The sequence below is a fragment of the Delftia sp. WSY_10 genome (assembly GCF_043104705.1).
Classification (GTDB): Bacteria; Pseudomonadota; Gammaproteobacteria; order Burkholderiales; family Burkholderiaceae_C; genus Comamonas; species Comamonas tsuruhatensis.
In genome coordinates this window covers 1-12,533 of the sequence record NZ_JBICKY010000057.1, presented here as the reverse complement: position 1 = coordinate 12,533, position 12,533 = coordinate 1, and the positions used below count along the sequence as shown (strand labels likewise).

General features: G+C 65.4%; 12 protein-coding genes, 1 tRNA gene and 1 rRNA gene. 8 read left to right on the top strand and 6 right to left on the bottom strand.

Features of this window, described 5'->3' with window-relative positions; translation table 11 throughout:
• Window positions 1–153: 153 nt before the first annotated feature.
• The gene (locus ACF8ML_RS25930; RefSeq protein ID WP_235434542.1) at window positions 154–909 is read right to left on the bottom strand and encodes a sulfite exporter TauE/SafE family protein; all 756 of its coding nucleotides are present in this window, start codon (window positions 907–909) and stop codon (window positions 154–156) included.
• A 126-nt stretch (window positions 910–1,035) separates the two neighbouring features.
• Between ACF8ML_RS25930 and ACF8ML_RS25925 the strand changes: the two genes are divergently transcribed.
• Window positions 1,036–2,004, top strand: a complete 969-nt coding sequence (locus tag ACF8ML_RS25925) for a LysR substrate-binding domain-containing protein (protein WP_043791874.1) — start codon at window positions 1,036–1,038, stop codon at window positions 2,002–2,004.
• Here the strand turns inward: ACF8ML_RS25925 and ACF8ML_RS25920 are convergent.
• From ACF8ML_RS25920 to ACF8ML_RS25900, 5 genes are all read right to left on the bottom strand, one after another.
• A complete protein-coding gene (locus tag ACF8ML_RS25920) occupies window positions 1,995–2,864 on the bottom strand; it encodes a zinc-dependent peptidase (protein ID WP_016450539.1) in 870 nt (289 codons plus the stop codon). The genes ACF8ML_RS25925 and ACF8ML_RS25920 overlap by 10 nt on opposite strands.
• Entirely contained in the window at window positions 2,861–3,736 is an 876-nt protein-coding gene (locus ACF8ML_RS25915) for a UDP-2,3-diacylglucosamine diphosphatase (RefSeq protein WP_016453877.1), read from the bottom strand. Before ACF8ML_RS25915 ends, ACF8ML_RS25920 begins: the two co-directional genes overlap by 4 nt.
• A gap of 157 nt (window positions 3,737–3,893) precedes the next feature.
• Complete coding sequence (locus tag ACF8ML_RS25910; protein ID WP_016450537.1) at window positions 3,894–4,400, bottom strand: peptidylprolyl isomerase; 507 nt, start codon at window positions 4,398–4,400, stop codon at window positions 3,894–3,896.
• A gap of 57 nt (window positions 4,401–4,457) precedes the next feature.
• A complete protein-coding gene (locus tag ACF8ML_RS25905; RefSeq protein WP_047325718.1) occupies window positions 4,458–5,045 on the bottom strand; it encodes a peptidylprolyl isomerase in 588 nt (195 codons plus the stop codon).
• 146 nt (window positions 5,046–5,191) lie between these two features.
• A complete protein-coding gene (locus tag ACF8ML_RS25900) occupies window positions 5,192–5,725 on the bottom strand; it encodes a tetratricopeptide repeat protein (protein WP_016450535.1) in 534 nt (177 codons plus the stop codon).
• Between the two features lie 204 nt (window positions 5,726–5,929).
• Between ACF8ML_RS25900 and cysS the strand changes: the two genes are divergently transcribed.
• The 7 genes from cysS to ACF8ML_RS25865 all read left to right on the top strand — a co-directional run.
• The gene (cysS, locus tag ACF8ML_RS25895) at window positions 5,930–7,315 is read left to right on the top strand and encodes a cysteine--tRNA ligase (RefSeq protein ID WP_047325717.1); all 1,386 of its coding nucleotides are present in this window, start codon (window positions 5,930–5,932) and stop codon (window positions 7,313–7,315) included.
• A 49-nt stretch (window positions 7,316–7,364) separates the two neighbouring features.
• On the top strand, window positions 7,365–8,174 hold the full coding sequence (locus ACF8ML_RS25890) for a DNA-3-methyladenine glycosylase (RefSeq protein WP_016453875.1): 810 nt from the start codon (window positions 7,365–7,367) through the stop codon (window positions 8,172–8,174).
• Window positions 8,175–8,257: 83 nt separating this feature from the next.
• Window positions 8,258–9,235 (top strand): acetyl-CoA carboxylase carboxyltransferase subunit alpha, encoded by a 978-nt coding sequence (locus ACF8ML_RS25885; RefSeq protein ID WP_016450532.1) that lies wholly within the window; start codon window positions 8,258–8,260, stop codon window positions 9,233–9,235.
• Window positions 9,236–9,344: 109 nt separating this feature from the next.
• Window positions 9,345–10,376 (top strand): tRNA lysidine(34) synthetase TilS, encoded by a 1,032-nt coding sequence (tilS, locus tag ACF8ML_RS25880; RefSeq protein ID WP_313284342.1) that lies wholly within the window; start codon window positions 9,345–9,347, stop codon window positions 10,374–10,376.
• A gap of 176 nt (window positions 10,377–10,552) precedes the next feature.
• Window positions 10,553–11,818 (top strand): aspartate kinase, encoded by a 1,266-nt coding sequence (locus ACF8ML_RS25875; protein ID WP_016450530.1) that lies wholly within the window; start codon window positions 10,553–10,555, stop codon window positions 11,816–11,818.
• 53 nt (window positions 11,819–11,871) lie between these two features.
• Window positions 11,872–11,964, top strand: a tRNA-Ser gene (locus ACF8ML_RS25870).
• A gap of 447 nt (window positions 11,965–12,411) precedes the next feature.
• A 16S ribosomal RNA gene (locus ACF8ML_RS25865) occupies window positions 12,412–12,533 on the top strand; the annotation flags it as partial.

Genomic DNA, 12,533 nt, shown 5'->3' with positions numbered 1-12,533 from the left:
GAGGGCAGTGCCCAGTCTTGCGCGCGCTGCAGATCCTTATTGGCGGCGGCCAGTTCATTGCCCAGCCCCTGCACGTGTTGCTGCCGTTGCCTGGTCATCTGCTGCAGCCGGCAGGCTTGGTTCCAGGCCTTCCCGGCAGCGCGTTCGGCGCGCTCAGCCCGCGCGCTGCAGCAGCACCGGCACCGAGGAGGCCAGCAGCGCCACGCCGGACAGGCACAGCAGGCCCAGCACGATCTGCCGGAAACGCATCTCGCTGATGCCGATATACAGCCTGGAGCCCAGCAGCGATGGAATGAGCATGGCCGGCGCCACGATGGCGAACAGCGGCAGCATGTTGCGCGCGACCATGCCGGTGCCCAGGTAGGTGGCCATGGTCACGGCCAGCATGGACAGGTTGAAGTTCTGGATGACCGAGCGCTGCTCATCCTTGGGGTAGCCGCGCAGCGTGCACCACAGCGTGGGCAGCGTGCCCGTGAAGCCGCCCAGTCCGCCCATCACGCCGCCCGCCAGGCCCACGGCGCCGTCTGCCACCCGACCGCCGCGCGCCAGCCTGGGCAGGCGGGCCGACAGCAGCATCACCGGGCACCACAGCACCAGCATGCCGCCCAGCAAGGCCTTGAACCAGGCCATGTCCAGGTGCGGCAGCAGCAAGACACCCAGGGGTATGCCGGCAAGACCGCCCAGGATGAAGGGCAGCAGCTTTGCCAGCGCAAACCCGCGCCGCACGGTGATGGCCGACAGCACCTGGCCCAGCAGCGAGCCGAAGACGGTGAGCACGGCTGCATCGCGCGGTTCCAGCACCCAGGCCCAGAACGACATGGCCACCATGCCGAAGGCAAAGCCCGACAGGCCCTGCACGAATCCGGCCGCCGCTGCGCCCAGCGCGATGATGAAAAACATGCTATCCATGGTCTGCCTGGTCCTTTCGTACTGGGTGTGCAAGACGCCGGAATTCTGGGACGCATGCATAAGCAGAAATTCGTTTGTTTTTATTGTTCAATATGGTTTTGCTTATGACGCGCCACGCCTGAATCCATGCCGCAACACCCCACTGCATCGACCGCTGCCCAACTGGCCCACCGCATGGCCACGCGCCTGAAGATGAAGCATTTGCTGCTGCTGCGCTCCATCAGCGAGCTGGGCACGCTGACCCGCGTGGCCGAGCGCATGGCCACCAGCCAGCCCGCCGTGACCCAGGCCCTGGCCGAGCTGGAGTCGTTGTTCGGCGCGCCGCTGTTCCTGCGTTCTGCGCGCGGCATGGAGCCTACGGAGCTGGGCGCGCTGGTGCTGGCGCGCGCCCGGGGCATGCTGGCCGACCTGGACCATTGGGCCCACGACATCGAGGCCGTGGGGCAGCAGCGTGCGGCGCACCTGCAGGTGGGTGTCATCCCCTTCCTGCCTGCGCGCATGCTGGCCGAGGCCATCGGCAGGACGCGGCCGCAAGGCCGGCGCATCACGGTCACGCTGCATGAGGACACCAGCGACCGCCTGCTGCAAAAGTTGCGCGCACATGAGCTGGACTGCGTGATTGGCCGCGCCTCGGCCGTGCTGGACATGAGCGGCATAAGGCACAGCGTGCTTTATGAGCAGGAGCCTCGCCTGATCGCCCACCGCAGCCTGGCCACGCGGCTGGGGCGCCGGCCTCTGCAGTGGGCCGAACTCACGGGGCTTGACTGGGTGCTGGGCCAGCGCCGCACGCCCATGCGCGAGCAGATCACCGACTTTTTTCTGCGCGCGGGCGTGGAGCCACCGCCGCCGTTTGTGGAAACGCTCTCGGCCAAGGTGATCGGCGAACTGGTGGCGGCCAATGAGCGGGCCGTGTCCATCGTGCCGGCCGACATTGCCGAGGAACTGGTGCGCATTGCGGGCGTGGGCATCGTGCGCCACCGTTTCGGCTGGACCCTGCCACCCATCACCCTGTTCGAGCGCAAGGCGGGCGGGCAGTACGAGGAGCAGCGCCTGTTCGCCCAGGCGCTGAAGGAGGTTTGCTCCGATCAGGGGTGACGGGTGGCCGGCTTGAAGAGCGCAGCCAGCAGCGGCTCCAGCGTGGGGAATTCCAGGGCAAAGCGGGCGCGGTCCACGAAGAAGGCTTCGCAGGCCACGGCGAAGAATTCGGCGGGCGCCGTGGCGCCATAGCCGTCCAGCCAAGGCCATTCGCCGCCAAAGCGTTCGGCGATGGTGATCTGCTCACGGAAGGCGTCGTAGGCCGGCGCCCAGGCGGCCTGCCATATCTCGCGGGCCTGGCGCGCGGAGCCGCTGCCCATGAAACCGGGCGGCAGGGGCGGGCAGCCATCGGCGCCGCCGTTGCGCATGTCGATCTTGTGGGCGAATTCGTGGATCACCACGTTGGCGGCCTGGCCGCCGTGACCGTGGTGGCTGGCATGCGGCCCGCGGCCTGCGCCGATGGCCTGCCAACTGAGCATGACGGGGCCGCCATGCATGGCCTCGCCCATGATCACTTCGTCGTAGTCGTGGATGACGCCGGCCTCGTCCATGCTCTGGCGCCGTGCCACGGCATCGCCCGGGTGCACCACGATGCCGACAAAGTCGTCATACCAGGACAGCGCGCCCTGCGGCTCGCCCCAGTGCAGCAGTGGCAGGCAGGCCTGGGCGGCAATCTCCAGCGCCATGGCGTCGCTCACTTGCAGGCCGTGCGCGCCGTGGAAGCGCTTGCGCTGCAGGAAGACGGCGGCCAGTGCGCGCAGCTTCGATTGCTCCTCCAGCGTCAGCGAGGAAAGAAAGGGGTAGGCGGCCAGCGTGGACAGCCACAGCGGCGCTGGAATCTCAGGCACCGGCGAGACGGCGGAGCGTGCGCGGCGGCCCAGCCGCCGGACCCAGTGGCCCAGTTGTCGCCAGAGGCTCATCGTTGGGGCGCCTGTTCAAGTACTTCGGACAGCGGCAGGCGCCGCAGGCCCTGGCCCTGCTCCCAGCGCAGCACTTCGGCGCGCGGCACGGCGGCTGCCAAATCCCAGTCGCTGAGCACCACACGCCGCAGGCCATCGCCCAGTTCATGGTCGGCCGGGCGGTGCGTGTGGCCGTGGACCAGGGTGGCGGCGCGTGCGGCGCGCAGCCAGCTGCGCGTGGCCTCGGCATCCAGGTCGGCATAGGTGGGCATGGCGGCGGTGTGGCTGGCGGAGGGGGCGGCTGCGTCCGCTCCGGCCGATTCACGTTTGCGCGATTCGCTCTCCTGCCGGATGCCGCGTGCCTGCTCGCGGCGCAGCGGCAGCGGCTGCGCCAGGAAGGCCGCCTGCCACGCGGCGGAGCGCGCCATGGCGCGAAAGCGCTGGTAGTCCGTATCGTCCAGGCACAGGGCATCGCCATGGCTGAGCAGGATGCGCTGGTCGCCGCAGTCGAGCACGGTGGGGTCGGCCAGCGTGGTCGTGCCGCACAGCGCATCGAACTGCGCTCCGGTCAGGAAGTCGCGGTTGCCCTGCATGAAGAACAGCGGCCTGCGGGCGGCGGCCTCGCGCAGGGTGGCGGCGCAATCGGCCTCGAAACTGCCGGGATCCAGCAAGGCGTCGTCGCCCACCCAGACTTCGAACAGGTCACCGAGCAGAAAGACGGCATCGGCCTGCGTGGCGTGCAGGTAGCGGCGAAAGGCCTGCACGGTGGCGGGCTCGCAGGCCTGCAGGTGCAGGTCGGAGATGAAGTCCAGCGTGCGCCAGGCCGCGGGCAGTGTCCATTCGGCCGCAATGGGCGGCACGCAGGGAGGGCGAGGTGCGGCAGTCTGGGCCATGGGCAGGTGCGCGCCCGGCAAGGGCGCTGCATGAAGGCTGGGGAAGGCTCTGGAGCAGGGCTGTTGTCCATGGGCACGGCCAGGGGCGGGCCATGTGCATGGACAACAGGGCGGCTGCACGCCAAGGGGGCAGCCGCCTTGTCGGAAGGGCGCCTGATTACAGGGCCACGGCCTTTTCGATGATCACGTCATCCTTGGGCACGTCCTGGTGGCCGCCGTTGCGGCCGGTCTTCACGCCGCGCAGCTTGTCCACGATCTCGGTGCCCTTGACCACCTTGCCGAACACGGCATAGCCCCAGCCCTGGGCGCTGGGCGAGGTGTGGTTCAGGAAGCCGTTGTCGGCCACGTTGATGAAGAACTGGGCGGTGGCCGAGTGCGGGTCGCCGGTACGGGCCATGGCGATGGTGTACTTGTCGTTCTTCAGGCCGTTCTTGGCCTCGTTCTCGATGGGCGCATCGGTGCCCTTTTGCTTCATGCCGGGCTCGAAGCCGCCGCCCTGGATCATGAAGCCATCGATGATGCGATGGAAGATGGTGTTGTCGTAGTGGCCCTTGTTCACATAGGCCAGGAAGTTCTCGGTGCTCTTGGGGGCCTTGGCGGCGTCGAGTTCGAGGGTGATGACGCCGTGGTCGGCGATGTGGAGTTCGACTTGGGGATTGCTCATGGCGATTCCTTGTTGGGTGGAGGGCAGGGGCGTGCCACGCTGGGCGCGGCGCGCGGTTTACTTGACTTCGGTGGCCGAGAGGATGGTCACCGGCTTGGTGGGTACATTCTGGTGCATGCCCTGGTTGCCCGTGGCCACCGTGCGGATTTTGTCCACCACATCCATGCCCTGGACCACGCGGCCGAAGACGGCGTAGCCGTGTCCGTCAGGCTTGGGTGCGTTGAGCATGTCGTTGTTCACCACGTTGATGAAGAACTGCGAGGTGGCCGAGTTGGGATTGCCAGTGCGCGCCATGGCGATGGTGCCCCGGTCATTCTTGAGACCGTTGTCCGCTTCCAGCGGAATCGGCGCGCGCGTGGGCTTTTCCTTGAGGCTGGCGTCCATGCCGCCGCCCTGGATCATGAAGCCGTCCATCACGCGGTGGAACACCGTGCCGTCATAGTGCTTGTCGCGCACGTACTGCATGAAGTTGGCCACGGTCTTGGGGGCCTTGGCCTCGTTCAGCTCCAGCACGATGTCGCCCATGCTGGTCTTGAGCTGCACCTTGGGTGTAGCGTTCTGCGCCATGGCGGGCAGGGTGGTGCAAAGGGAAGCGGCCAGGGCCATGCCGGCCAGGGAAAGCGACGCAATGCGGCGTGTGGTCATGCAAATCTCCTGAGAAAGCCAAAGGGCTGGGGATGGAGTGGGAAAACCCGGGCAGGTTCCTGCGCGTGCGCGCAGGCGTGGCAAGACCCAAATGGCGTGCAGACCGCCGTGCCTGGGCGCCGGGGTGCGCGTGTGGGCCGTGTCTTCTATTTGGTGCCGGTGACTGGAGCCAGCAATTCGCGCAGCAGCTTGAGCTTGGGCCGCACGCTGGCAGCACGGCCGTCCAGGCCTTGTGCCTTGCCGTAGGCCTCGTAGGCCAGGCGGGCATGGATGTCGCCCAGATTCTCGTAGGCAACGCCGTAGTTGGGGTTGTTGCGCACGGCCGACTCCAGGGCAGAGCGGGCCTTGTCGAGCTGGTTCTGGCCTGCGTAGATGACGGCCAGGTTGTTGTAGGGCTCGGGCAGCTCGGGGTAGTCCTCGATGAGCTGGTTCAGCGCGGCGATGGCCTCGTCGGTCTTGCCGCTGTCGGTCAGGGCCACGGCCTTGAGAAAGCGCATCTGGGGGTCGCGTGCGTTCTTGGCAAGATAGGCTTCGGCGCGTGCCAGGGCCTGGGTGCTTTTGCCGTTGCGCAGCAACTGGTTCACTTCCGTATAGTCGTCGGCGTGGGCGTGGCCTGTTGCGAGCAGGGCCGCCAGTGCCGCGAGGCGCAGGGCGGAGCGAAACGAGTTGCGTAGAGGCATGTAGGTGCTTTCGGGGCCTCGGGGAAACGCCCCGCGGCGCGGGCTTATACTGCTGTGAATTGTAGCTGAGGGGTGTGCTGGGTCACACGGGCTCTGCGCCTGCCGCTCCTGCTCCCTGCTGAGCATGCCTGCATCGGCGCCAAGGGTCCGGCGGCGCGTGGGACGCGCCCCCTGCAGCGGCCCTTTCTCCCCTGATGAACATCCATGAGTTTGCGTATCTACAACACGCTGTCGCGTGCATTGGAAGCGTTTTCGCCAATCGAACCGGGCCATGTGCGCATGTATGTGTGCGGCATGACCGTGTACGACCTGTGCCACCTGGGACACGCGCGCTCCATGGTCGCTTTCGACGTGGTGCAGCGCTGGCTTCGGGCCAGCGGAAATCGCGTGACCTATGTGCGCAACATCACCGATATCGACGATAAGATCATCCGTCGTGCCGTGGAGAACGGCGAGACCATTCGCTCGCTGACCGACCGCATGATCGACGCGCTGCACCAGGACGCCGACGCCCTGGGCATCGAACGCCCCACGCATGAGCCGCGCGCCACCGAATACGTGCCGCAGATGCTGTCCATGATCGGCCGCCTGCAGGACAAGGGCCTGGCCTACCAGGGCAGCGATGGCGACGTGAATTTTGCCGTGCGCAAGTTCCCCGGCTACGGCAAGCTGTCGGGCAAGTCGCTGGACGAATTGCAGGCCGGCGAACGCGTGGCCGTGCAGGACGGCAAGCAGGACCCGCTGGACTTCGTGCTGTGGAAAAGCGCCAAGCCCAGCGAGCCCGACGAGGTCAAGTGGGCCAGCCCCTGGGGCGCGGGCCGGCCGGGCTGGCACATCGAGTGCTCGGCCATGGGCTGCGAGATGCTGGGCGAGAGCTTCGACATCCACGGCGGCGGTGCCGATCTGCAGTTCCCGCACCACGAAAACGAGATTGCCCAGAGCGAAGGCGCGACCGGCAAGCCTTTCTCGCAGGTCTGGATGCACAACGGCTTCATCAACGTGGACAACGAGAAGATGTCCAAGTCGCTGGGCAACTTCTTCACCATCCGCGACGTGCTCAAGGAGTACGACGCAGAGACCGTTCGCTTCTTCGTCGTGCGCAGCCACTACCGCAGCCCGCTGAACTACAGCGACGTGCATCTGAACGATGCGCGCGGCGCGCTCAAGCGCCTGTACACGGCGCTGAGCCTGGTGGCGCCTGCCGAGGTCGCCATCGACTGGAGCCATCCCGCTGCCGCACGCTTCAAGGCTGCCATGGACGAGGACTTCGGCACGCCCGAGGCCGTGGCCGTGCTGTTCGAGCTGGCTGCAGAAGTCAATCGCAGCAAGAGCGCCGAGACGGCGGGCCTGCTCAAGGCCCTGGCCGGATGCCTGGGCTTGCTGCAGGGCGACCCCCAGGCCTTCCTGCAGGCAGGAGCGGCAGATGTGGATGCCGCCGCCATCGAGGCGCAGATTGCCGCACGCGCAGCCGCCAAGGCGGCCAAGGACTGGGCCGAGGCCGACCGTATCCGCAAGGCCCTGCTGGAACAGGGCATCGTGCTCAAGGACTCCCCTGCAGGCACGACCTGGGAGGCAGCCGCCAAGGGCTGATCCGTATGCCTTGCCAGACGTGCCGCGCCAGGTGCGGGGAGGTGCTTTGATGGCCTCCGCCAAACCCCTGGACACCATGGATTTCGAGCAGTTGCCGCTGGTGGCCGATCTGCCCGTGCCCGAACAGCAACCGGCCCCGCTGCCGGTGGTGACGCTGGGCGCGCGCGCAGGCTCGCCGCCTGCCGCCGCAGCGGCCGCTGCCGCCACGCCCAAGGCCAAGATATCGCTGCCCGCGCCTCCCGAAGGCGCGCCTGCCTACTGGGCCGAGGCCTGCCGCCAGCTCGTGCGGCGCGACCGCGTGATGAAGCGCCTGATCCCGCGCTTTGCCCACCTGGCCTTGCAGCCCGGTGGCGATGCCTTTGCCACGCTGGCGCGCTCCATCGTGGGCCAGCAGATCTCGATGAAGGCCGCGCAGACGCTGTGGAACAAGTTCGCACGCCTGCCTGCGCGGATGACGCCTGACCTGGTGCTCAAGCTCAAGGTGGACGACATGCGCGCCGTGGGCCTGTCCGCCCGCAAGGTGGACTACCTGGTGGATCTGGCCATGCATTTCACCGAGCACCGCCTGCACCAGGACGACTGGCAGGGCATGAGCGACGAAGCCATCGTGGCCGAGCTCATGTCCATCCGCGGCGTGGGCCGGTGGACGGCCGAGATGTTCCTCATCTTCTACCTGCAGCGGCCCAATGTGCTGCCGCTGGACGATGCAGGCCTGATCTCGGGCATCAGCCAGAACTATTTTTCAGGCGACCCCGTCAGCCGCAGCGAGGCGCGCGAGGTTGCCGAGGCCTGGAAGCCGTGGTGCACCGTGGCGACTTGGTATATTTGGCGCTCGCTCGAGACGCAGCCTGCCGCCTGAAGACAAACCGATCACACCCGATCAACCCCCGTTTTCCGGCCGGAACGCATGCACCGTGCCTGGCTGGGACAAGGAGAAACAAGTTGGCGAAAAAGAACTTTCTGGATTTTGAGCAGCCCATCGCCGAGCTCGAATCCAAAATCGAGGAACTGCGCTACGTGCAGACCGAAAGCGCAGTCGACATCTCGGAAGAGATCGAGCAGCTCAGCAAAAAGAGCCTGCAGCTGACCAAGGACATCTACAGCGACCTCTCGCCCTGGCAGATCACCAAGATCGCGCGCCATACCGAGCGCCCCTACACGCTGGACTATGTGCGCGACTGCTTCACCGACTTCATCGAGATGCACGGGGACCGGCACTTTGCCGACGACCAGTCCATCGTGGGCGGGCTTGCGCGCTTCAATGGCATGTCCTGCATGGTCATCGGCCACCAGAAGGGCCGCGACACCAAGGAGCGCACGCTGCGCAACTTCGGCATGACGCGCCCCGAGGGCTACCGCAAGGCCCTGCGTCTCATGAAGACGGCCGAGAAGTTCGGCCTGCCGGTCTTCACCTTCGTGGACACGCCCGGCGCTTTCCCCGGCATCGAAGCCGAAGAGCGCGGCCAGTCCGAAGCCATCGGCCGCAACATCTACGAAATGGCACAGCTGCAGACCCCCATCATCACCACCGTCATCGGTGAAGGCGGCTCGGGCGGCGCACTGGCCATTGCCGTTGCCGACCAGGTGCTGATGCTGCAATACGCCGTCTACTCCGTGATCAGCCCGGAAGGCTGCGCCTCCATCCTCTGGAAGACCGGCGAGAAGGCCCAGGACGCGGCCGATGCCATGGGCATCACGGCCCACCGCCTCAAGGCCCTGGGCCTGGTGGACAAGATCGTCAACGAGCCCGTGGGCGGCGCCCACCGCGACCCCAAGCAAATGGCCGCCTTCCTCAAGCGTGCGCTGGGCGATGCCTACCGCCAGCTGGCCGACCTCAAGCCCAAGGAACTGCAGGACCGCCGCTACGAGCGCCTGCAAAGCTACGGCCGTTTCGCCGATACCAAGGCAGACAATCGCTGAAGGACGGCGCCACGCTCTGGCACACTGAACGGCTCCCCTGTGGGAGCCGTTTTCTTTTTGTGCCGGGACTCGGCCTGAGTTCTGACATACCTGATCCAAGCCTGTGGAAATGCCGATCACCGACCTGCCGCAGAACCTGCCGGACACCTCATCAGACGCCGCGTCAGACGTCGCGTCAGGCGCCGCCTTGGGTGCTGCCATCCAGCGCTTTGCGCCACCGCTGCCGCTGGCCGTTGCCTTCAGCGGCGGAGCGGACTCCACTGCGTTGCTGCTGGCCTGCGCCGAGCGCTGGCCGGGCCAGGTCGTCGCCATCCATGTGCACCACGGTTTGCAGTCGGCCGCCGATGCCTTTGTGCTCCAGTGTGAAAAAACCTGTGCGCAGCATGCCGTCCCCTTGAAGATCTGCCGCGTGGATGCGCGCCACGCGCCGGGCCAAAGCCCTGAGGATGCGGCGCGTCAGTTGCGCTACGCCACGTTGATCAAGGCCGCCACCGAGCCCTGGCCTGCGCAGGGCGGTGTGCCCATGCCTGCCGTTCGTAGCCTGGCCCTGGCGCAGCATGCCGACGACCAGGTCGAGACGCTGCTGCTGGCACTGTCGCGCGGCGCCGGCGTTGCGGGGCTGGCCGCCATGCCGGCGCAGTGGAGCAGGGCGGGACTTGCGTGGTATCGACCGCTGCTTGATCTGCCTGGCCAGGTATTGCGGGACTGGCTTGCTGCGCGCGGCCAGGAGTGGGTGGAAGACCCTTCCAATGCCGATGCCCGCTACACCCGCAATCGCATCCGCGCCCAGTTGCTGCCGGCGTTGCACCAGGCCTTCCCCCAGTTTCGCGCCACCTTTGCGCGCAGCAGCCGGCATTGCGCCGAAGCGGCCGAGCTCCTGCAGGAGATGGCCCAGGCCGACCTGGGTGCGGTGGGCAGCCCGCCCCGCATCGCCGCATTGCAGGCGCTGAGCCCGGCGCGCCAGGCCAATGTGCTGCGCCACTGGCTGCGCAGCGTGCATGCCACCACCCCGAGCGCCGCGCAGCTCGATCAACTGCTCGCGCAGGTCGGCGTTTGCCGTACGCGAGGCCACCGCATCCATCTCAAGATGGGCAGGGGTTTTGTGCGGCGCCTGGGGTCAGTGCTCGATTGGTACAATTGACAGGTTTTGGTCCAACTTTGCACGAAAACCGGCGGCGCGCCAAAACCAAATGGCTTGCGCAAGACGGGTCTGGACGGACATTTCGCTACATGCGCAGTCCTCTTGAGCACCTGGCTTGCACAAGCACCCCCTGTCGTACAGCGCCGTGCCTAGCAGTTTCGTCACCCTGATATCCAATGGCACTGATCGTTCATAAATACGGCGGCACCTCGATGGGCTCGACAGAGCGCATCCGCAACGTTGCCAAGCGCGTGGCCAAGTGGGCTAGGGCCGGTCACCAGATGGTGGTCGTCCCCAGCGCCATGAGTGGCGAAACCAACCGTCTGCTGGGCCTGGCCAGCGAGCTGGCTCCCAGCTCGGCCAAAACGGCGTACTACCGTGAACTCGACATGCTCGCCTCCACGGGCGAGCAGGCGTCGTCGGCACTGCTGGCCATTGCGCTGCAGGCCGAAGGCCTGGAAGCCATCAGCTTCTCGGGCTGGCAGGTTCCCGTGCGCACGGACAGCAGCTTCACCAAGGCGCGCATCGAGTCCATCGATGACAAGCGCGTTCGCGCCGAACTCGACGCTGGCCGCGTGGTCATCATCACCGGCTTCCAGGGTATTGATCCCAACGGTCACGTCACCACGCTCGGCCGTGGCGGCTCCGACACCTCGGCCGTGGCCGTGGCTGCGGCGCTGAAGGCGGCCGAATGCCTGATCTACACCGACGTGGACGGCGTCTACACCACCGACCCGCGCGTGGTGCAGGCCGCCAAGCGCCTGAACACCGTGAGCTTCGAGGAAATGCTGGAGATGGCCAGCCTCGGCTCCAAGGTGCTGCAAATCCGCTCCGTGGAATTTGCCGGCAAGTACAAGGTGCCCATGCGTGTGCTCTCCAGCTTCACGCCCTGGGACATCGACCTGGAGGAAGAGTCCACCTCCGGCACGCTGATTACTTTTGAGGAAGACGAAAAAATGGAAAAGGCCGTCGTATCCGGCATCGCATTCAACCGCGGCGAAGCCAAGATCTCCGTTCTCGGCGTGCCCGACACCCCCGGCATCGCCTACGGCATCCTGGGCCCGGTGGCCGACGCCAACATCGAAGTCGATGTGATCATCCAGAACATCAGCAAGGAAGGCAAAACCGACTTCAGCTTCACCGTCAGCCAGGGTGACTACCAGCGCGCCATGGAACTGCTGCGTGACAAGGTCGTGCCTGCCCTGGGTGCCTCCGAAGTCGTCGGCAATCCCAACATCGCCAAGGTCAGCATCGTCGGCATCGGCATGCGCAGCCATGTGGGCGTGGCCTCCACCATGTTCCGTGCGCTGAGCCAGGAAGGTGTGAACATCCAGATGATCTCCACCTCCGAGATCAAGACTTCCGTCGTCATCGACGAGAAGTACCTGGAGCTGGCCGTGCGCGCGCTGCACACCGCCTTCGGCCTCGACAAGACGGAATAAAATCGATGTTTTGCCGAAACCGGCAAAAAAGCACGTTACAATAACGTCATTCCGGAAACGTGACCGAGTGGCCGAAGGTGCTCCCCTGCTAAGGGAGTATGGGGTGTAGAGCCTCATCGAGGGTTCGAATCCCTCCGTTTCCGCCAGAATCAAAAAGCCACCCGCAAGGGTGGCTTTTTTATGAGAGGGTTGCTTCGGCGGCCTGATCAAGTGGCTGGGGTTGATGCTCTGGTTGTGGTGGCGAAGTTCTTCTTGTTGGCTTGTTGAGAAAAACGTGCTACAATGCAAGGCTCTGCTGAAGAGAGTGATGCAGATCGCTGGTGTTGAAAAGATCGAAGAAATTTGATTGCAACGACGCTAAAAACTGTGCTAGAATTCAAGGCTTCGCTGATCACAGCAAGTCAGAAGCAAGGAAGAAATTCTTCGCTTCGATCCTTAAAAATATACAGCCGATAAGCGTGGGCGTTTGAGGCGAACAGCCAAGTTCTTTGGAGCTCGGCTCTTTGAAGCCAAAAAACGCTCATGAGAATAGAAGTGAAGTTCACTTCAATTCCGTTTTTATGAGTTAGTCGAAAGACTTTAAATTCAAGATCGAACTGTAGAGTTTGATCCTGGCTCAGATTGAACGCTGGCGGCATGCCTTACACATGCAAGTCGAACGGTAACAGGTCTTCGGACGCTGACGAGTGGCGAACGGGTGAGTAATACATCGGAA

Bases quoted from the DNA above. Each gene is read 5' to 3' on its own strand.
- ACF8ML_RS25930 (WP_235434542.1), bottom strand. From the start codon at position 909: ATGGATAGCATGTTTTTCATCATCGCGCTGGGCGCAGCGGCGGCCGGA.
- ACF8ML_RS25925 (WP_043791874.1), top strand. From the start codon at position 1,036: ATGCCGCAACACCCCACTGCATCGACCGCTGCCCAACTGGCCCACCGC.
- ACF8ML_RS25920 (WP_016450539.1), bottom strand. From the start codon at position 2,864: ATGAGCCTCTGGCGACAACTGGGCCACTGGGTCCGGCGGCTGGGCCGC.
- ACF8ML_RS25915 (WP_016453877.1), bottom strand. From the start codon at position 3,736: ATGGCCCAGACTGCCGCACCTCGCCCTCCCTGCGTGCCGCCCATTGCG.
- ACF8ML_RS25910 (WP_016450537.1), bottom strand. From the start codon at position 4,400: ATGAGCAATCCCCAAGTCGAACTCCACATCGCCGACCACGGCGTCATC.
- ACF8ML_RS25905 (WP_047325718.1), bottom strand. From the start codon at position 5,045: ATGACCACACGCCGCATTGCGTCGCTTTCCCTGGCCGGCATGGCCCTG.
- ACF8ML_RS25900 (WP_016450535.1), bottom strand. From the start codon at position 5,725: ATGCCTCTACGCAACTCGTTTCGCTCCGCCCTGCGCCTCGCGGCACTG.
- cysS (WP_047325717.1), top strand. From the start codon at position 5,930: ATGAGTTTGCGTATCTACAACACGCTGTCGCGTGCATTGGAAGCGTTT.
- ACF8ML_RS25890 (WP_016453875.1), top strand. From the start codon at position 7,365: ATGGCCTCCGCCAAACCCCTGGACACCATGGATTTCGAGCAGTTGCCG.
- tilS (WP_313284342.1), top strand. From the start codon at position 9,345: ATGCCGATCACCGACCTGCCGCAGAACCTGCCGGACACCTCATCAGAC.
- ACF8ML_RS25875 (WP_016450530.1), top strand. From the start codon at position 10,553: ATGGCACTGATCGTTCATAAATACGGCGGCACCTCGATGGGCTCGACA.